Source organism: Streptomyces yatensis, assembly GCF_018069625.1.
Classification (GTDB): Bacteria; Actinomycetota; Actinomycetes; order Streptomycetales; family Streptomycetaceae; genus Streptomyces; species Streptomyces yatensis.
The window spans coordinates 3312234-3332188 of sequence record NZ_CP072941.1 but is presented as its reverse complement, the minus strand read 5'-3'; the positions used below and the strand labels follow the sequence as shown (position 1 = coordinate 3332188).

The following is a 19955-nucleotide window of genomic DNA, read 5'->3' as shown; positions in this document are numbered from 1 at the left end:
ACTGGGTGGGGTCTCGCCCACCATGTTCAGCGCTACTGCTCCGGCAGCCACCCGACCTGAGTCAGCGGTACCCCACGCTTGCGCGAGACGAAGAAGCCACGACCCGGCGGCATGGGCCGAGGGCGGACCCCGCCGAAGACGTCGCCCTCGCCCGGGTCACCGGACAGCACCATGCCCTGGGCGCCGAGTTCCTTCACGCGCTGCATAAAGGACTCGAACATCGAACGGGAGGAGCCCGCGGAGTTGCGGGCGATGATGAAGCGCATGCCGACGTCGCGGGCGAAGGGCAGGTTCTCGGTCAGAACTGCCAGCGGATTGCCGCTGCTGGTGGAGACCAGCTCGTAGTCGTCGATGATGACGAAGAACTGGGGGCCGCTCCACCAGCTGCGGTCGCGGAGCTGCTGCGGGGTGATGTCCGGCTTGGGGGCGCGTCGCTCCATCAGGCCGTTCAGCGCATTGGCGTGGAGTTCGAGTGCGGACGCGATCGGAGCGTACTCGAGGAGATGGCTGTCCGGGATGACCCCGAGCAGGGAGCGGCGGTAGTCGCCGACCACGATCTTCGCTTCATCCGGACCGTACCGCTCGATGATCTGCTTGGCGATCAGACGGAGGAGCGATGTCTTGCCCGACTCGCTTTCGCCGAAGATGACGAAGAACGGGTCGGTCTCGAAATCGATGAATACCGGTTCGAGGTTTGTCTCGTCGATGCCGATCGCAATGCCGTGCTGCGGGTATTCGAAGCCCTTGGGGAGCTCGTCCGCGCGGAGCTTGCGCGGGAGCAACCGCACGCGCGGGGCGGGCGGGCCGGACCAGGCGGCGCTGACCGCGCGGACGAGTTCGGTCGTCGCTTCCGTCATGCCATTGGGGTCGTGGCCCTTGTCGATACGCGGCTGAGCGCCCATGAAGTGAAGCTTTTCCGGGAGTTGCCCGCGGCCGGGGACGCCGACCGGGACGTTCGCGGCGACCTTGCGGTCGAACTCCGAGTCCATCGTGTCGCCGAGACGCAGTTCCAGCCGGTTGAGCAGCTGGTCCTTCAGCGACGCGCGGACCTCCATATTGCGGGAGGCGGTGATGACGACATGGACGCCGTAGCCGAGCCCTCGGCCGGCGATGTCGGTGACGATGCCTTCCAGCATGTCGTACTCGGCCTTGAAGTTGCCCCAGCCGTCGATGATGAGAAAGACATCGCCCCAGCCCTGGTCGGCGTGTTGCCCTGCCGCCCGCTGGCGCCGGTAGGTGCCGATGGAGTCGATGTTCTTGGCGCGGAAGTACTCCTCACGCCGGGCGAGAACCCCGGAGACCTCCGCGACGGTCCGCCGCACCTTCTCCGGGTCCAGGCGGGAGGCGACCCCGCCCACATGCGGCAGATCCGCGATGGCACTCATACCGCCGCCACCGAAGTCGAGTGCGTAGAACTGCACCTCGGCGGGGGTGTGGGTGAGGGCGAAGCCCGCGACCAAGGAGCGCATCAGAGTGGACTTGCCGGACTGCGGGCCGCCCACCACCAGCATGTGGCCCGCGGCGCCGGAGAAGTCGCGGTAGAGGATGTCGCGCCGCTGCTCGAACGGCTTGTCGATGAGGCCCAGAGGAACGACAAGACCGCCCGGCCTGGCGTAGTCAGCCGACTGCAGACCCCGCTCCCGGGTGGGGGCCAGCGGCGGAAGCAGCTCGTCCATGGACGGCGCCTCGTCCAGGGGAGGCAGCCAGACCTGGTGGGCGGGCTGGCCCTGGCCTTCCAGGCGGCTCACGATGACGTCCAGGACCGTCTCGGCCAGCGCGTCGTCCTCGGGCTGAGCCGGGGCGTTCAGCCTCGCCGGATCCAGGGCGGCGTAGGTCACCGGGACCGGGGCGGCCGTGAACAGCACCGGCCGGCGCTCGACGGGCAGGGACGCGCTGTCGAATTGCGCGGGGGCCGTGCGGTACGTGCCGGAGACGTACGCCGCCTTGAAGCGGGTCATCTCGTCGGTGCCGAACTTCAGATAGCCGGAGCCGGGCACGGGGGGAAGGTGGTAGGCGTCCGGCACGCCCAGGGCCGTACGGGACTCGGCGGCGGAGAAGGTGCGCAGACCGATGCGGTAGGAGAGGTAGGTCTCCAGGCCGCGCAGGCGGCCCTCCTCCAGCCGCTGCGAGGCGAGCAGCAGATGCACACCCAGCGAACGGCCGATTCGGCCGATCTGGATGAACATCTCGATGAAGTCCGGCTTCGCCGTCAACAGCTCGCTGAACTCGTCGATCACCAGAACGAGTGACGCCAGGGGCTCCAGTGGGGCTCCGGCCGCCCGCGCCTTCTCGTAGTCGTGCATGTTGGCGTAATTGCCCGCCGAACGCAGCAGCTCCTGACGGCGCTGCAGCTCACCGGTGATCGAGTCGCGCATGCGGTCGACCAGCGTCAGGTCGTCCGCGAGGTTGGTGATCACCGCGGCCACATGCGGCAGCTCCGACATGCCCGCGAAGGTGGCGCCGCCCTTGAAGTCCGCGAGGACGAAGTTGAGGGTCTCGGACGAATGCGTGACCGCCAGCCCCAGCACCAACGTGCGCAGCAGCTCCGACTTGCCCGAGCCCGTCGCGCCGACGCACAGACCGTGCGGGCCCATACCCTCCTGCGCCGCCTCCTTCAGGTCCAGCATGACCGGGGAGCCGTCCTCGGAGACCCCGATCGGGACCCGCAGCCGCTCGGCCAGCGAGCGGGGCCGCCAGGTGCGGGAGACATCCACCGAACCGGCGTCGCCCAGCCCCAGCAGCTCGGTGAAGTCGAGGTTGGCCAGCAGCGGCTCATCGTCGTCGTCCCCGCCCATGCGCAGCGGGGCGAGCTGCCGCGCGAGCGCCTCCGCCGCCTCCACGGACAGCGAGTCGGGTGTGCCGTCGTATCCGGCGACCTGCGACTCCAGTTGCAGCTTGCCCGGCCGTACGACGATCGACAGACCGCCGCGCGGCTCGTCGAGTTCGCCCGCCACCACCTCGATGACGGTGACGCCCTGCAACCCCTCGGCCGCAGCGAACGCCGAGTCCGGCGGCACCATCGCGCCGTCGAGCACGAGCACCAGATGCGGCTGGTCGAGGAGCGGCTGCCCGTCCCTGCTGAAGCGGGTACGGCCCTCCAGCCGCCCCCTCAGCAGCTCCTCCACCTCGGCCAGGGAGTCGCCGAACAGCCGCCGCGAGCCCGCGCCGTCGAAGGATCCCGGCACCTGCGCATGGGGGAGCCACTTCGTCCACTCCCACTGCTCCGCCGCGCCGCGCGAGGCCACCGTCGCGATGACGAGGTCCTCCGGCGAGTGCAGGGTGGCCAGTTGGGCGATCAGCGCCCTGGCGATCCCGTGCACCTGCTGCGGAGCTCCGGACACGGTCATGTGGTAGAAGGCGCGCAGCGACACCGCCATGGGCAGGTTGTCCAGTGACCCCTGGGTCGCGAGAAAGCGCTGCATCGCGCCTGCTGTCAGCGGCTCCAGTTCGTCCACGGTGGCGGTCTCGGGAGCGATCAGGGGCGTGGAGAGCTGCTGCGTCCCGAGCCCGAGCCGCACCTGTACGAAGTCGTCGTCGGTCAGCCGCCGTTCCCACACCCGGCTGCCTTCGGCGACGATCGACCAGAGCTGCTCCGGGGCGGGGTGCAGATAGAACTGGGCGTCGCGCTGCCGCTGGGCCGTGCGCCGTACGGTCCGGCGCGTCTGCGCGAGGTACTTGAGGTAATCGCGACGCATGTCCGCCCGCTGGCCCTGAGAGCCCTGCCGATGCCGCATGACCATGGCGATGGTCATGGCGAGCGTGGAGAACATCATCATGACGCCCATGATCTTCATCATCGGGGCGGCACCCGGCATGAAGAAGTAGACCATCGACGAACCCATGCCGAGCGTGGGGAGCAGCTGCATGAGCATGCCCTCTTGCTGCCCGCGCGGCAGTTCCGGGGGTGGTTCGAGGCGGAGTTCCTCGGTCGGCACCTCGGGCGGCAGAGCCCTTGGCTGGCGCTTGACGACGACCTGGCTCACCGGATCCCTCATCCCTCCACACGGAGGGACAGTTCTCGTCCGGCACCCCCGTGGCGACGGCCTCCCTCCGCGAGTCAGCGATCCTATCGACGTATCAGCTCCAGAGCCCCGGTAGGGTGGCCGCCGCGCGCATGACACCGGCGATGTCGCAGACCGAACCAGGGGGCCCCACACGTGAGTACGTCCGCAACAACCGGTTTCTGCAGGGTGACCGTCGTCGCACCCGACAGCCGGATCGATGTCGCCCTCCCGGAGGACATCCCTGTCGCCGACGTTTACCCGGAGATCCTGCGGCTGACCGGGCAGACGCAGCCGACCGGCGCTCCCACCGGGTATCACCTGGTGCGACGCGACGGCACCGTCCTGGACAGCAGCCGTTCTCTCCTCGCCCAGCAGATCCTGGACGGGGAACTGCTGGCTCTGCGGCCCTTCGCCGAGTCGCTGCCCCCCGCCGTCTATGACGACGTGTCCGATGCGATCGCCTCCGCGGTCACGCGTGACCGCACGCTGTGGAACGACCGGTTCCTGCGGGCCGCGGGGCTGCTCGGAGGGGCGCTGCTCCTCATCCTCATGGGTTTCGTGCTCTGGTTCGCCGATCCCGTCAAGCACGACATGCACGGCCTCCCGGGCATCATCGCCGCCGCCGTGGGCGTGCTGTTGACCGCCCTCGCCGGCATGCGGGCACGGGTGTACGAGGACCGCGCCTCCGCCATAGCGCTCGGTATGGCCGCCCTTCCCCATCTCATGATCGCCGGGTCGGGGATCATGGCCCTGGACGCGGGAGAGGGCGTCGGACGGCTCCAGTTCCTGCTCGGCTGCGTCACCGTGCTCGTCGGCTCGGCCGTCCTGGTCATCGTCATGCCCAGTGGCGACGCTCCTTTCGTCGCCGCCGTCTTCGCGGCGAGTGTCGGGACCCTCGCCACCTTCTGCGAGATCCTCACCGACGGCGGTGCCACCGAGACGGCCGCCGTGTGCGCGGTGGTCGCGATCGGAGTGATCGCCTTCCTGCCGGGGCTGTCGGCTCGCGTCGCCCGTCTGCCCATCGGCTACGCCGCGCCCCACTCGTCGGCCGATGACCTTGACACCGGCCCGGACGCCGAGCCCCTTGACATCCACCGCATCGCCGCCCAGACCCGGCGCGGTCACGAGATGCTGCTGGGCATGGTCGGCGGCTGCTCGGCCGTCGTCGTGGGCGCCGCCGCGGTCCTGGGTTTCTCCGAGGGGGTGTGGGCGCAGCTTCTCGCGCTCGCGGCCGGTCTGGCGATGCTGCTGCGTGCCCGCCTCTTCCGGTACACCGCCCAGGTTGCCGCCGTCTTCGGCGCGGGTCTGCTCGCCCTGGCCCTGCTCGTACTGGGGCTGTCGCTGAACCCGCCGGCCGACGCGGTCCTCAAGCTCCTGACCGAGAACGACCGTGGGCCGCTGGACATCCGGACGATCTGGCTCGCGGTGTCCGTGACCGTGGGCGCGGGCTTGATCATCGGCGTCGCCCTGGTCATTCCGAAGAAGGGCCTGTCACCCTTCTGGGGACGGCTGTCCGACCTGGCCGAGAGCGCCTTCCTGCTGTCTTTGGTACCCCTGTGCCTCGCCGTGCTGGACGTCTACAGCTCGGCACGGAGCCTGACCAGTGGCTGAGAGCCTGGCCACCCCTCCGGGAGGGCCGTCCACCGTACGGCCGACCGAGGAGTTCGGGAGGCGCGGGTGGAGCCGCTGAGGGAGGACGACCCGCGGCGGCTCGGGCCGTATCACCTCATCGCGAGGCTGGCTCCCGGTGACGACGACCCCCCGGCGGCCGCCCGTCTCTTCCTCGCTCGCAGTGCCGGTGGGGTCCGCACGGTCCTGATCAGCACGCCGTCTGCCGAGTTCGCCCACGACGCGGCGTACCGGGGCCGCTTTCTGACGGAGGCGGAGAACGCACGGCGGCTCGGCGGCACTCGGCCGCTTTCCTGTCTCGCCCCCGCAGAGATCTCCGGCAACGCGTCGGACCTCCCCTGGAGCGCGCTTCCGTACCGCCCGATGCTGCCGCTGCCGGGCGCATTGCAGGTGTGTGGAGGGCCGCTTCCGATCCGGACGGTATGTGCGCTGGGGGCGGCTCTGGCCGAGACGCTGGCCGAGATCCACGGGGCGGGCCTCACCCACGCGGGGATCACGCCGGGGACCGTGTTCGTGACGGCTGACGGGCCATGGCTGGGAGGCTTCGGCGCGGTGCGGACAGCGGGGCCGGACGGGCAGACGCGGAGGGGCCTTTCCGGGCTGGCCGCCGACGACCTGCCTCCGGAGCAGGCGGCGGGCGGGCGCCCGCGGCCGCTGGGGGACGTCTATGCGCTGGGCGCCGTCCTGGCGTACGCGATGACCGGGCGGCGGCTGCCCGGCGCGGGCGAGCTGCCGCAGGAGCTGAGGAGCATCGTGCTCCCGTGCCTCGCTCCGGACCCGGCGGACCGGCCGACGGCGGCGGCGCTGGCGGACGGGCTGACCCGGGGCGTGCGGTTCCCACTGCCGGGAGGCGTGACGGCGGGCCCCTCAGGACCCACGCCGACGGTCCTCGACGGCGGGCCAGCGCGTCCGCCCGCGCCGGTGCCGTCCGGCGGGCCCGGTTCGACCGCGCTGGACGGGGGCAGCCGCGGGGCGGCGGCGTTGCTGAGCCCCGGCTGGCTGCCGGCACCGGTGGTCGTCGCACTGGCCGAGCAGTCCGCGGCGACGCTGGCGGCGGAGGTCGAGCCGGCGGAAGCGGAGTCGACGGCGGACGCGCCGCTCGGAGAAGGGGCACCGGTTCCGGGAGAGACGCCCGGCGCGCCCCAACCCATCGCCGCGGGCAGGGGGGACACGCCCGGCGGCCCGCACGCGCCGACCCGGCTGTCAGGCGGCGTGACCGCTGCCACGAGTCCGTCTCGGCAGGACGCCGTACGCCCGTCCAGGCGAACGCTGCTCATCGGGGCGGCCGGTGGCACGGCGGGTATCGCGCTCGGCGGCGGTGCGACGTGGATGGCGACTGACGAGGACCCTCCGCCGCCCACCACAGCTGAGCGGCTGGCGGCGGCCGGCCACTCCCGCCGTCGGCTCGACGGCGCCCCGCCCACACCGCTGTGGCGCCATGACGTGGCCGGCGGACCGCCGACACACCCTCCGCTCATCTGGGCGGACAAGGTAGCCGTCGTCGCGAACGACGCGGCCGTCACCGGAGTCGACCTCCATACGGGCAAGCGACTCTGGACGCAGGACCACGTCCGGCCCAGGGGACGGCTTCTGCCCATCGGTAAGGATTCGATCCTGGTCCCGGGAGACGGACTCGCCGCGCTGTCCGCCGGCACCGGCGACATCCAGTGGCGGCCGAAGAGCTTCCGGCCGGATGGCCGCACGCCGTACGCCGCCCTGCTGGCGGCCGCGGGCGGGACCGTCTGGCTCGCGGCGGGCGGCCGGGGGAGCGGCTCGGCCGACGACCGTGTCCTGATCGCCTACGACCTGACCGGGCGGGAAGAACTCTGGCGCAGTCCCCTGCCCGCCGGCGTCGACGAGGGGTATCTGACCCAGGACGCCCTCGTCGTGCGGGGTGACACCTTCCAGGCGTTCGACCGGGACCGGGGGACGCGGCGGTGGAAGCGGTCCTATGACGGCGTGACCGGCGGACGGCCGGTGACCACCGACGGCCGCAGCACCCTCATCGCCGCTGTCAGCACCACCCTGCGCGGATACGGCCTGGAGCACGGTGGCGGGCCCGCGTGGAGCGTGCGGGCCAAGGGCGAGGCCGGGTCCGGGCACACCGCGGATTTCGGTGCTCCGGTCGTGCACGACGACGTCGTCTACGCCTCCGACGGAGGCTACGCGGTCCACGCGCTCTCCACGGCCACCGGAGAGGTGCGATGGCAGCGCACCTACGCCTTCGCGATGAAGTCGCTGTCCGGGGCCCGCACACCCGACACGGTCGTGGATCCGTCCGGGCGCACGGTGCTCACGGCGAATGACGTGGAAGTCGACGCCTTCGACGCGAAGGACGGCGCCCTGCGGTGGCGCTTCATGGACCTCGGCGCCGCGTCGGACAAGGGGTCATCCGTCGTGGCTCGGCGCCGGGTGGCCGTGACGGAGGACCTGGCCGTCGTCGTCAGCGGGAGCAGCGTCTACGCCCTGCCGTTGAGCTGAGCCAGGACGCCAGGGAGGAGTGAATGGAACCGCAGCGAGAGGCCGAACCGACCCGGCTCGGCCCGTACCGCGTCATCGGCACGCTCGACGCCGGTGGGCACGCCGACGACGCGCGCCGCCGTATCGTCCGGGACGAGCGCACCGGCCGCACGGCCGTGCTGATGCTGCCGCACGAGACCCTCGCCGACGACCCCGGATACCGGGTGCGGTTCCGGTCGGAGGCAGCGAACTCCCGTCGCCTGACCGGGCCTTGGGCCGCCCCCGTGATCGATGTCGCCGGGCCCGACGCGGATCTCCCCTGGGTCGCGTATGCCTGCTTCCCCGCCCTGCCGCTTCCCGCCGCGCTGGCCGTGTATGACGGCCCCTTTCCCGAACTCACGGTGCGCGCGCTCGGCGCGGTCCTCGCTCACGCCCTCGCGCACTGGCACGCGAGCGGCCTCGTGCACGCCGGGATATCGCCGCAGGCCACGCTCCTCATGGCGGACGGGCCCCGGCTGACCGGGTACGGACTGGTGCGAGCGGCGACGCCGCACGGCCCGGACCGCGGCGCACCGCTCGGGGCCGACGCCTTCAGCCTGCCGCCGGAGCAGCGAGCGGGTGAACGGCCCAGCCCGGCGGGGGACGTCTACGCGCTGGGCGCCGTGCTCTGCTACGCCGCGACGGGCCGCCCGGACGTGGCCGAGCCGGCGCGCGCGGCACTGCCGGAAGCGCTGGGAGAGCTGCTCGCGGCCTGTCTCGCCCAAGAGCCCGGGCAGCGGCCCCGGCCGGACACGGTGGCCGGGGAGCTCCTGGCGGCATCGGCCCCCGAAGCGGTCGGCCGTCTGCCCGAGGCCGTGGCGACGGCCCTTGCCAGGCAGGCCGCGGCGTATCCGGCGGAGGTTCCCGTGCGGGCCCCCGAGCCCGTCGAGGAGGCGGCCGCCGCCGCGCCGCCGCGTCACTTCCGGCGCGCCCTGGTCGTCGGTGGCCTCTCCGGAGCGGTCGGCCTCGCGCTCGGGGCGGGCGGAGTTGCCGGTTGGCGGGCGGCCGGCGAGGGCGCGGGATCCCGTGGGGCGTCCGACCGGCGAGGGATCGCGCCCGCTCCGCTGTGGCGCCACGACATCGGGAGCGAGCCACAGCAGACACCGCTGCTCTGGCGTGGCAGGACCGCCCTTGTCTCGACCACCGACTCCGTGACCGCGCTGAACCTCCGGACCGGCAAGAAGATCTGGTCGCGTGACGACCTCTATCCCATGTCCGCCCTCACGTTGCTCGACAACGGGACGTTCGTCTCCCCGGACACCTCGGCCTTTTCCCTGGTCTCGCTCGCCACGGGCCGCATCAAGGGGGTGGAGCGGCGGTACGACGGAGTGGACGGCCCGGCGATCTACCAATTCCTCGGGGCCGTCAAGGACATCTGCTGGTTCCTGACCAGGAGGTACGGCGATGGGGGAGCGGAGAGCGGGGACCATGCGGTGGTCTCCTACGACTCCGTGCGGCGCAAGGCGATATGGAGCACGCCGCTTCCCGCTCCCTATCGCGGAGACGGCACGACCACCGCGCTGTGGCACAGCACGATGCTGCTGCTGCCGAGCCAAGGGGACGACGCGGGCGAGGACGCCTCCTCGTACCTGGCACTCGACCGCCGTAGCGGCCGGAAGCTGTGGACCCGGAAGTTCCCCGGGATGAAGGACGAGAGCGCCGAGCAGCGTCTGGTGGCTCCGGGAGATCTCCTGGTCTCCTGCGACGACCATGTGCTGAGGGCGTTCCACATCGCCGGCGGCGAAGAACGCTGGCGGATGGCGACCAAGGGGAGGGTGTCCGGCACGCCGGCCGCTCAGGGGCGGTCGCTCTACGCCACCGATTCCCGCGCCATCACCTATGCCGTCGATGTGCGCAGCGGAAGCGCGCGTTGGCGGCGCGGAAGTGCCGCTCCCCTGGAGTCCTCGTCGTTGAGAGGCGGCACCGCGGTGAGCCACTCGGGCGCCACGGTCTTCCAGGTGACCGATTCGGAGATCGAGGCCCTGGACGCGGCGGACGGTTCGCTGCGGTGGCGGTCGGCGCTCGCCGGAAGGGGCCAACAGGCCGCGGTCCCGGGCCAGGTCGTGGGCGTCGCGCCCGGAATCGTCCTCGTACTGAACGGCACCATCCTCTACGCACTGCCAGTGGACTGATACGGATACCGATGGTCTCTCCTCTCACCCATGACGATCCGCGAGCGCTGGGTTCGTACACCCTTCTCGCCCGGCTCGGCGGCGGCGGAATGGGCACCGTCTACCTCGGCCGCTCGCCCAGGGGACGGATGGTCGCCCTCAAGACCGTGCACACCCAGTACGCCGGGCAGGCCGAATTCCGTGCCCGGTTCCAGCTGGAGACCGACGCGGCACGCGTCATCGGCGGACAGTACGGCGCACAGGTCATCGACGCCGATCCCCTTGCCCCGACACCCTGGCTCGCCACCGAATACGTCCTCGGCCCGCCGCTGGACGACGCGGTCGCGCTCTGTGGCGCCCTGCCCGAACGGGCCGTACGGGCGCTCGGAGCCGCCCTGTGCGAGGCGCTCGCCCAGCTGCACCGGTCCGATGTGGTCCACCGCGACCTCAAGCCCTCCAACATCCTGCTGACCGCCCTCGGCCCCAAGGTCATCGACTTCGGCATCGCCCGTGCGGCGGGCGACGACCGGCTGACCCGTACGGGCGCGGCGGCCGGAACGCCCGCCTATATGTCGCCCGAACAGGTGGCCGGTGGTGAACACGCGGCCGCGGGCGATGTGTTCGCCCTCGCCGGAGTGCTCGTCTTCGCGGCCACCGGCCGCCCGCCCTTCGGCAGCGGACAGCCCGCCGATCTGCTCTACCGGGTGCGGTACGCCGAGCCCGACCTGTCCGGGCTGCCGGAGGGGCTGAGGGCGACGCTGGCGCCGTGTCTCGTCAAGAATCCCGGAGCGCGGCCCGGCACGCTGGAGCTGGGGGAGTGGCTCCGCGCGGGCACCGATCACGCCGATGACCTCCGGCGGTTCGCGGACCACCTGCCGGACCCGGTCCTCGCGGAGATCGCCCGGCGCTGCACGGCCGTATGGGAGGTCCGGCCCGGCAGGCTCCCGGCTCCCCGGGCAGAGCCCCATACCGAGACCGCCGGGCCGCGGCGGGTGGGAGCCGCACTCTCCCGGCGGAAGCTGATCGCGGCGGTGGGCGGCGGTGCGCTCGTGGCCGGCGGGGCGGCCGGGGCTTGGGCCTGGTTCGGGCCGGACGGATCCGACGGCGGTACGGCCGCGGCGCCCCGCTCCACCCGGCGCCCTGCCGGTGCGGGACCACGTCTGCTGTGGAAGATGTCGGTCTCCGGGGCGACCACGGATGTCAAGTCCCTGATCGTCGGCGACCATGTCGTGATCGTCCATGACAACGGATTCCTTTGCGTGGACGCGAGGACGGGCGAAAAGCGGGGCGAGAGCGACCGAACCGTCCCCGTCGTCGTCGACGGGGACCGGCTCCTCGCCTGCGAGGCGGACGACGGGAGCGACGCCACCACGATCGCTCCCGTCAACCTGGAGACGGGCAATCTCGGAACCCCGATCGCCCGTACCGGCTCCCTGGGCCTCGAGCCGAAACTTCTCGCCGTGACGGACGGCACCTTGTTCGCCGAGGGATACGCGAAGGGCGGAGAGAAGCGGCTGGCCATCAGTCTGCGTACCGGGAAACGACGGTGGAGCCGTGCCATCGCCGCGGGGACCAGCGATCCCATCGCCGCGGTAACCGCCGGTGCCTCACTCCTGCGCTTCTCGGGGGAGGAGGCCATCTCGATCGACCCACGCGACGGGGACCAGCGCTGGTCGAAGCGGATTCCGCTCGGAACGGACGCGGTGATCGCCCTGGACAGGTGCTTCGCCGTCACCGAAGACCACCTCTTCACCGGTGGGCGGGAGCTTCTCGCACTGCGCACCACCGACGGCGCGACCGCATGGCGGTTCGGCGCGCAGCGGACATCCGGGGAGAGCTACGACCCGAGCATGGAGCACTACGGCCCGCCGGTCGTCAAGGACGGTGTGGTCTACAGCGTCGAGCGGCGGAGCGGCCTCATCGCCCTGGACGCGAAGAGCGGACGGCTGCTGTGGCAGGAGAGGGCGGGAGCCGACCGGGCGACCGCCTCCGAAGCCTATGAATCCACTCCGGTCGTCGGCGAGAAGTACTTCTACGGCTCGCCGGAGAAGGACCGATGGGCCAGGGCTGTCGACCTCCGCACCCATCGCGCGGCGTGGACCTTCCAGGGCCCTTCCGGTGACAAGGACGGCGTATCCGCCTCCGTGATGCGGGCCCACCGGCGCGCGGGCCTGGTCGTCATCACCAGTGGCAAGACCGTATGCGCCATCCCGCTGGAATGACCTGGCACGCGGTCCGCCCGGCCGCCCCGCGGCCTCGTTGATCCCGACCAGCCCCCATCGACCAGGAGACCCTTCGTCATGAAACCCCTCGGCACCGGCGATCCGCTGCGCCTGGGCCCGTACCGCCTCATCGGCGTTCTGGGCGCGGGCGGCATGGGCCAGGTCTACCTCGGGCGGGACGGGCAGGGCCGGACGGCCGCCGTGAAGGTACTGCGGCCCGAAGTGGCTCACGATCCCCACATGGCCCAGCGTTTCGTGCGCGAGGCGCATGCGGCCCAGGCCGTGCGGGGCGACGGTGTGGCGCGGGTGCTCGCGGCGCAGACCGAGGGCGGGCGGCCGTGGATCGCCACGGAGTTCCTCGCCGGGCCCACGCTCGACCAGGCCGTCGAGCGGTACGGCGCCCTGGAGGAGCCCGCCGTAAGGGCGTTGGGAGCCGCGCTCGTCCGCACGCTCCACGACATCCACGGTGCCGGGCTGGTCCACCGCGACCTCAAACCGTCCAACATCGTGCTGACCTCCCGCGGCCCGAGGGTCATCGACTTCGGGATCGCCCGGCCCGAGCACGGGCTGACCCTGACCACCACGGGACAGACCGTCGCCACCCCCGGCTACGCCGCGCCCGAGCAGGTGCTGGGGCAGCGGACCGGGCCCGCGGGTGATGTGTTCTCCCTCGGCGTGGTCCTCGCCTACGCGGCGGGCGGACGACCGGTCTACGAAGGCGGCCATGTGGCCGCCGTGCAGTACCAGGTGGTGCACGGCGAACCGGAGCTGGGCTCGGTGCCCGGCGCACTGCGGCCTCTGGTCGAGCCCTGTCTGTCCAAGGACCCCAGGGGCCGCCCCGGTCTCGACTGGATCGGCCAGGCGCTGGCGCCGCCCCGCGGCGCGGACCGGGCCTGGAAGAGCGGACCGCTCGCGCAGGACATCGCACGGCGCGAGGCGGATGCCCGGCGCATGGCCGCGCTGCCCGGCGACCGTACGGGCCCCTCCCGGCGGCGGCTCATCGGCACGCTCGCCGCCGGCGGCACCGTGCTCGCGGCGGGTGGTGGAGGCGTCGCGTGGTGGCTGCTGCGCGGTGACGAGGCGGAGGCCGGCGGGCGGCCCTGGGAGGCCGAGCCGCTGTCGCGCTATGACGAAGGAACGGCCCCACAGCCGCTGTGGGGTCCGGTCCGCGTAGCGGAGACGTCCGGCACCGCTCTGCCCGCTCCGCTGCCCGTCCACGACCTCGTGGTCGTCGCGACTCCGAGCGGTGCTCTGCGCGCGTACGACGTGCGGAGCGGGGAGCGGCGGTGGACCTCCGAACGCACCGCCGCCGTCACCGCCCGCGTGCTCGCCGCGTCCGACGACGTCATCCTTACGACCGACACCAAGGGGGCGCTGCTCGCGCTGGGCACCAAGGACGGCAGGAAGCGGTGGTCGGCGCCGCGTGCCGACGTGGCGGTGCTGCTCGGCGCCGACGAGAGCGCGGCGTACCTCGCCACACGCGGCGGTGGGATACGCGCCGTGGACCTCACCTCGCACAGCACTCTGTGGACGGTCCCGGCGCCCGTGAGCACATCCGCCAAGGCACCGGCCGAAGCGGTGGTCGCCGAGGGGCGCCTGGTGATCCACGGATCGGACGGCCGCGTGGCCGCCCTCGACACCCGCACGGGCAGGACCGCGTGGGGCCCGCATCAGCAGGGGACCACCTCCGCCCTCACCCCCGCCGCCGCGGACGGCGTCGTGTACCTCGGAGGGAAGAGTCTGAGGGCCCTCGCCCTGGCGAGTGGTGAGGAGAAGTGGGCCCGCGCCGGACAGGGCGGGAGCGGCTGGAGCGCGCCGGCCGTTCGGAAGGGCGTGGTGTACGCCGTGGACGGAAGCGACCTCTCGGCGCGGCGGGCGGATGACGGGGCGGAGACGTGGACGCTGCCGTTCGCGGCCGACGATCGTCCGCTTGACGCCCCCGTCGCCGAGGGCGGCAGCGTGTGGGCGGCTGTCGACATGCGCGGGGACCAGGGTGTGGTGGCGGTCGATGTCCGCAGCGGAAGCATCGCTTGGCCGTACGCGCCGGGGGCCGAGGGAGGATGGCGGCTCGCGGCAGCCGGGAACCGCGTGTTCGCACTGCAGTCCGGCACCCTGACCGCCATGCCCGTCTTCTGACCCCACCGCCCCACCCCCAGCGCGCCCTCCTCACGCGCCCTTCCCCATCCCGCCCCCCAACCTCCCGCCCACCCCCCGCCAAGACGCTGGTACTCTGTGTGCTGGCCGTTTGCGTACGCGTCCCCGGAGGCCCCGAGTCTCGGGAGACAGCGCCCAGCGGACCCCGCCTCCCGAGTCACGGAAGATCCCCTGAGACAACGACCAGGGGCACTCGGCGGCTGATACGAACAAGGAGTACCGAGTGTCGCTCGACGCCGCTACGAAGAAGCAGATCATGACCGAGTTCGCCACCAAGGAGGGCGACACCGGCTCCCCCGAGGTCCAGGTCGCGCTGCTCACGCGCCGCATCTCCGACCTGACCGAGCACCTCAAGACCCACAAGCACGACCACCACTCCCGCCGTGGTCTGCTGCTCCTGGTCGGCCAGCGCCGCCGGCTGCTGCAGTACCTGGCGAAGAAGGACATCACGCGCTTCCGTGCGCTGGTCGAGCGCCTGGGCATCCGCCGGGGTGCGGCGGGCGCCAAGTAAGACGCCAAGGAGGGAGCGGTTCCCGCTACGGGGGCCGCTCCCTTTGCCATACACGGCGACGTACGGTTTCAGCCAAAGGTGACCCGTACGGCCTTCACGCCGGTACGTAGCCAGTGCGCTACGTACCGTAGGGGCCGGAGAGCACAGCCGTCGTGATGACGGCCGAAGCTTTGTAGTCTGGTCCCAACAACGCCATAACGAACGAGGAGGAGCGCCTCATTCCCGCCGCACCGGCGCCACAGGAGCCGGTCCTCGGTAGTGGCCCCCGGAACTGGCAATTCCGGTGGCTTCGATCGAAGACCGGCCCGGCCGCCGGCCCGCAAGGCCAGGGGCGCTGCTCCACCACCGTCCACCGTCACACGGACGAGGGACGCAGAAGAGGAGATTTCCCTGGTGGAGAACGAGACCCACTACGCCGAAGCAGTCATCGACAACGGCACCTTCGGCACCCGCACCATCCGTTTCGAGACGGGCCGCCTGGCCCGTCAGGCCGCCGGTTCGGCCGTGGCCTACCTGGACGACGACACCATGGTGCTGTCGGCCACCACCGTTTCCAAGAACCCCAAGGACCAGCTCGACTTCTTCCCGCTCACGGTGGACGTCGAGGAGCGGATGTACGCGGCGGGGCGCATCCCCGGCTCGTTCTTCCGCCGTGAGGGCCGCCCCTCCGAGGACGCGATCCTCACCTGCCGTCTGATCGACCGCCCGCTGCGCCCGTCCTTCAAGAAGGGCCTGCGCAACGAGATCCAGGTCGTCGAGACGGTCATGGCGCTCAACCCCGACCACCTCTACGACGTGGTCGCGATCAACGCCGCCTCCTGCTCCACGCAGCTGGCGGGCCTGCCCTTCTCCGGCCCCATCGGCGGTACCCGCGTCGCCCTGATCAAGGGCCAGTGGGTGGCCTTCCCGACCCACTCCGAGCTGGAGGAGGCCGTCTTCGACATGGTCGTCGCCGGCCGGGTGCTGGAAGACGGCGATGTCGCGATCATGATGGTCGAGGCCGAGGCCACCGACAAGACCATCCAGCTGGTCAAGGACGGCGCCGAGGCTCCCACCGAGGAGATCGTCGCCGCCGGCCTGGAGGCGTCGAAGCCCTTCATCAAGGTCCTGTGCAAGGCGCAGGCGGACCTCGCCGCCAAGGCCGCCAAGCCGACCGCCGAGTTCCCGATCTTCCTCGACTTCCAGGACGACGTCCTGGAGGCGCTGACCGCCGCCGTCCGCGACGAGCTGGCCCAGGCGCTGACGATCCCGGGCAAGCAGGAGCGCGAGGCCGAGCTGGACCGGGTCAAGGGTCTGGCCGCCGAGAAGCTGCTGCCGCAGTTCGAGGGGCGCGAGAAGGAGATCTCCGCCGCGTACCGCGCGCTGACCAAGACCCTGGTGCGCGAGCGCGTCATCAAGGAGAAGAAGCGCATCGACGGCCGCGGCGTCACGGACATCCGTACGCTCGCCGCCGAGGTCGAGGCGATTCCGCGGGTCCACGGCTCGGCGCTGTTCGAGCGCGGCGAGACCCAGATCCTGGGCGTCACCACGCTGAACATGCTCCGCATGGAGCAGCAGCTGGACACGCTCGCGCCCGAGACGCGCAAGCGCTACATGCACAACTACAACTTCCCGCCGTACTCCACCGGTGAGACCGGCCGCGTCGGCTCCCCCAAGCGCCGCGAGATCGGCCACGGCGCCCTGGCCGAGCGCGCGCTGCTGCCGGTGCTGCCGACGCGCGAGGAGTTCCCGTACGCCATCCGCCAGGTCTCCGAGGCGCTCGGCTCCAACGGCTCGACCTCCATGGGGTCGGTCTGCGCCTCGACGATGTCGCTGCTCAACGCCGGTGTGCCGCTGAAGGCGCCGGTCGCGGGCATCGCCATGGGCCTGATCTCCCAGGAGATCGACGGCGAGACCCACTACGTCACCCTCACCGACATCCTCGGTGCGGAGGACGCCTTCGGCGACATGGACTTCAAGGTCGCCGGCACCAAGCAGTTCGTCACCGCGCTGCAGCTGGACACCAAGCTGGACGGCATTCCGGCGTCCGTGCTGGCCGCGGCCCTCAAGCAGGCCCGCGACGCCCGGCTGCACATCCTCGATGTGATGAACGAGGCCATCGACGTCCCGGACGAGATGTCCCCCAACGCGCCGCGGATCATCACCGTCAAGATCCCGGTCGACAAGATCGGTGAGGTCATCGGCCCCAAGGGCAAGATGATCAACCAGATCCAGGAGGACACCGGCGCCGACATCACCATCGAGGACGACGGCACCATCTACATCGGTGCCGCCGACGGCCCGGCCGCCGAGGCCGCCCGCGCGACCATCAACGGCATCGCCAACCCGACCATGCCGGAGGTCGGCGAGCGCTACCTGGGCACGGTCGTGAAGACCACCACCTTCGGTGCCTTCGTCTCCCTGCTCCCGGGCAAGGACGGCCTGCTGCACATCTCGCAGATCCGCAAGCTGGCCGGTGGCAAGCGCGTGGAGAACGTCGAGGACGTGCTGAAGGTCGGCGCCAAGGTCCAGGTCGAGATCGCCGAGATCGACCAGCGCGGCAAGCTCTCCCTCATCCCGGTCCTCGAGGACGAGGAGGGCTCCGACGCGAACGCGGACGAGGCCGGCGCCGAAGCGCAGCCCCAGACGAAGGACGAAGCCGCCAAGTGACGTCCCGCGACGACGAGACGACGGCCCGCACCTCCTCGGAGGCGCGGGCCGTCGCCCGTACCCAAACGCTTCTCGAGGGCGAGAACGGCATCGGCACGGTCCGCAAGACGACCCTCCCCGGGGGCTTGCGCGTCGTCACCGAGACCCTCCCGTCCGTGCGCTCGGCGACCTTCGGCATCTGGGCGCACGTCGGCTCGCGCGACGAGACCCCGACGCTCGGCGGGGCCACCCACTATCTGGAGCACCTGCTCTTCAAGGGCACCCGGCGGCGCAGCGCGCTGGACATCTCCGCCGCCATCGACGAGGTCGGCGGCGAGATGAACGCGTTCACCGCCAAGGAGTACACCTGCTACTACGCGCGGGTGCTGGACACCGATCTGCCGCTGGCCATCGACGTCGTCTGCGACATGCTGACCGGCTCGGTGATCGGCGCGGCGGACGTGGACGCGGAGCGCGGTGTCGTCCTCGAAGAGATCGCGATGACCGAGGACGACCCGGGCGACTGTGTGCACGACCTGTTCGCCCACACCATGCTCGGCGACACCCCGCTCGGCCGCCCGGTCCTGGGCACCGTCGACACCGTCAACGCCCTGGGCCGCGACCAGATCGCCCGCTTCTACCGGAAGCACTACGACCCGACGCATCTGGTCGTCGCCGCCGCGGGCAATGTGGACCACGACGACGTGGTGCGCCAGGTGCACGCGGCGTTCGACGCGGCGGGCGCCCTGTCCCGCACCGACGCGGTCCCGGTCGCCCCGCGCTCCGGCATCCGTGCGATCCGTACGGCCGGCAAGGTCGGGCTGCTGAACCGCAAGACCGAGCAGGCCCATGTCGTCCTCGGGATGCCCGGCATCCCGCGCACCGACGACCGCCGCTGGGCGCTCGGGGTGCTCAACACCGCGCTCGGCGGCGGTATGAGCTCCCGGCTCTTCCAGGAGGTCAGGGAGAAGCGCGGGCTCGCCTACAGCGTCTACTCCTACACCTCCAGCTTCGCCGACTGCGGACTCTTCGGCGTCTACGCCGGCTGCCGTCCGAACCAGGTGCACGACGTCCTCAAGATCTGCCGTGACGAGCTCACCCAGGTCGCGGAGAACGGGCTGAGCGACGAGGAGCTGCGGCGCGCCGTCGGCCAGCTCGCCGGCTCCACCGTGCTGGGCCTGGAGGACACCGGCGCGCTGATGAACCGGATCGGCAAGAGCGAGCTGTGCTGGGGCGAGCAGATGTCGGTGGACGACATGCTCGAGCGGATCGCGGCGGTCACCCCGGACGAGGTGCGCCAGGTGGCGCGCGATGTACTGGGGCAGCGTCCCTCGCTGTCCGTCATCGGCCCGCTGAAGGACAAGCAGGCGGCCCGGCTGGACGAGGCCGTCGCCTAGCCCGTGCCGAAGCCTCCCGGATCGAAGGAAACAGGATCGATGAGCAAGCTGCGTGTGGCCGTCCTCGGCGCCAAGGGCCGGATCGGCTCCGAGGCCGTACGAGCCGTGGAGGCCGCCGAGGACCTGGAGCTGGTCGCCGCGCTGGGGCGGGGCGACGGGCTGGAGACCCTGGTCGAGGCGGGCGCCGAGGTGGCGGTCGAGCTGACCGAACCGGCCTCGGTGATGGACAACCTGGAGTTCTGCCTCCGGCACGGCATCCACGGCGTCGTCGGCACCACCGGCTGGACGGACGAGCGCCTGGCGCGGCTGCGCGGCCGGCTCGACGCCTCGCCGACCACCGGCGTGCTCATCGCGCCGAACTTCTCCATCGGTGCCGTGCTGACCATGCGGTTCGCCCGCCAGGCCGCCCGGTTCTTCGAATCGGTCGAGGTCATCGAGCTGCACCACCCCAACAAGGTGGACGCTCCCTCCGGCACGGCCGCGCGCACCGCCCAGCTCATCGCCGAGGCCCGGCGGGAGGCCGGCTGCGCCCCGCAGCCGGACGCCACCACCACGGCGCTCGACGGGGCGCGGGGCGCCGACGTGGACGGGGTGCCGGTGCACTCGGTGCGGCTGCGCGGGCTTCTCGCCCATCAGGAGGTCCTGCTGGGCGGCGAGGGCGAGACGCTCACCATCCGCCATGATTCCACCCACCACAGCAGCTTCATGCCCGGCATCCTGCTCGGCGTCCGCCGCGTGGTGACCACCCCCGGCCTGACCTTCGGCCTGGAACACTTCCTGGATCTGGACTGAGGGCACAG

10 protein-coding genes are annotated in these 19955 nt (G+C 71.6%); 9 read left to right on the top strand and 1 reads right to left on the bottom strand.

The window, feature by feature from the left end; translation table 11 throughout:
- Positions 1–32 precede the first annotated feature (32 nt).
- The gene (eccCa, locus tag J8403_RS13355) at positions 33–3983 is read right to left on the bottom strand and encodes a type VII secretion protein EccCa (protein WP_211123391.1); all 3951 of its coding nucleotides are present in this window, start codon (positions 3981–3983) and stop codon (positions 33–35) included.
- A gap of 174 nt (positions 3984–4157) precedes the next feature.
- Here eccCa and eccD point away from each other — a divergent pair, with 174 nt between their 5' ends.
- The 9 genes from eccD to dapB all read left to right on the top strand — a co-directional run bounded on the left by eccD (position 4158) and on the right by dapB (position 19947).
- Positions 4158–5615, top strand: coding sequence for a type VII secretion integral membrane protein EccD (gene eccD / locus J8403_RS13350; protein ID WP_211123390.1), 1458 nt, complete (start codon positions 4158–4160; stop codon positions 5613–5615).
- 66 nt (positions 5616–5681) lie between these two features.
- Complete coding sequence (locus tag J8403_RS13345; RefSeq protein WP_211123389.1) at positions 5682–8114, top strand: outer membrane protein assembly factor BamB family protein; 2433 nt, start codon at positions 5682–5684, stop codon at positions 8112–8114.
- 23 nt (positions 8115–8137) lie between these two features.
- Positions 8138–10264 carry an outer membrane protein assembly factor BamB family protein gene (locus J8403_RS13340; RefSeq protein WP_211123388.1) on the top strand — a complete coding sequence of 709 codons (2127 nt, stop codon included), beginning with the start codon at positions 8138–8140 and terminating at the stop codon, positions 10262–10264.
- Positions 10265–10275: 11 nt separating this feature from the next.
- Positions 10276–12465 (top strand): serine/threonine-protein kinase, encoded by a 2190-nt coding sequence (locus tag J8403_RS13335; protein ID WP_211123387.1) that lies wholly within the window; start codon positions 10276–10278, stop codon positions 12463–12465.
- Positions 12466–12543: 78 nt separating this feature from the next.
- Positions 12544–14601: a serine/threonine-protein kinase gene (locus tag J8403_RS13330; RefSeq protein WP_211123386.1), complete on the top strand. Its 2058-nt coding sequence runs from the start codon at positions 12544–12546 to the stop codon at positions 14599–14601.
- Positions 14602–14842: 241 nt separating this feature from the next.
- Positions 14843–15130: a 30S ribosomal protein S15 gene (rpsO, locus tag J8403_RS13325; RefSeq protein ID WP_020868053.1), complete on the top strand. Its 288-nt coding sequence runs from the start codon at positions 14843–14845 to the stop codon at positions 15128–15130.
- A gap of 393 nt (positions 15131–15523) precedes the next feature.
- Positions 15524–17779, top strand: coding sequence for a polyribonucleotide nucleotidyltransferase (locus J8403_RS13320; RefSeq protein WP_211123385.1), 2256 nt, complete (start codon positions 15524–15526; stop codon positions 17777–17779).
- Positions 17776–19155, top strand: a complete 1380-nt coding sequence (locus tag J8403_RS13315; RefSeq protein ID WP_211123384.1) for a M16 family metallopeptidase — start codon at positions 17776–17778, stop codon at positions 19153–19155. Before J8403_RS13320 ends, J8403_RS13315 begins: the two co-directional genes overlap by 4 nt.
- A 39-nt stretch (positions 19156–19194) precedes the next feature.
- The gene (gene dapB / locus J8403_RS13310; RefSeq protein WP_211123383.1) at positions 19195–19947 is read left to right on the top strand and encodes a 4-hydroxy-tetrahydrodipicolinate reductase; all 753 of its coding nucleotides are present in this window, start codon (positions 19195–19197) and stop codon (positions 19945–19947) included.
- Positions 19948–19955 lie beyond the last annotated feature (8 nt).

What these genes read in the sequence shown, in the direction of transcription:
- dapB (WP_211123383.1), top strand. Translation starts at nt 19,195, where the DNA reads ATGAGCAAGCTGCGTGTGGCCGTCCTCGGCGCCAAGGGCCGGATCGGC.
- J8403_RS13330 (WP_211123386.1), top strand. Translation starts at nt 12,544, where the DNA reads ATGAAACCCCTCGGCACCGGCGATCCGCTGCGCCTGGGCCCGTACCGC.
- J8403_RS13340 (WP_211123388.1), top strand. Translation starts at nt 8,138, where the DNA reads ATGGAACCGCAGCGAGAGGCCGAACCGACCCGGCTCGGCCCGTACCGC.
- J8403_RS13335 (WP_211123387.1), top strand. Translation starts at nt 10,276, where the DNA reads ATGGTCTCTCCTCTCACCCATGACGATCCGCGAGCGCTGGGTTCGTAC.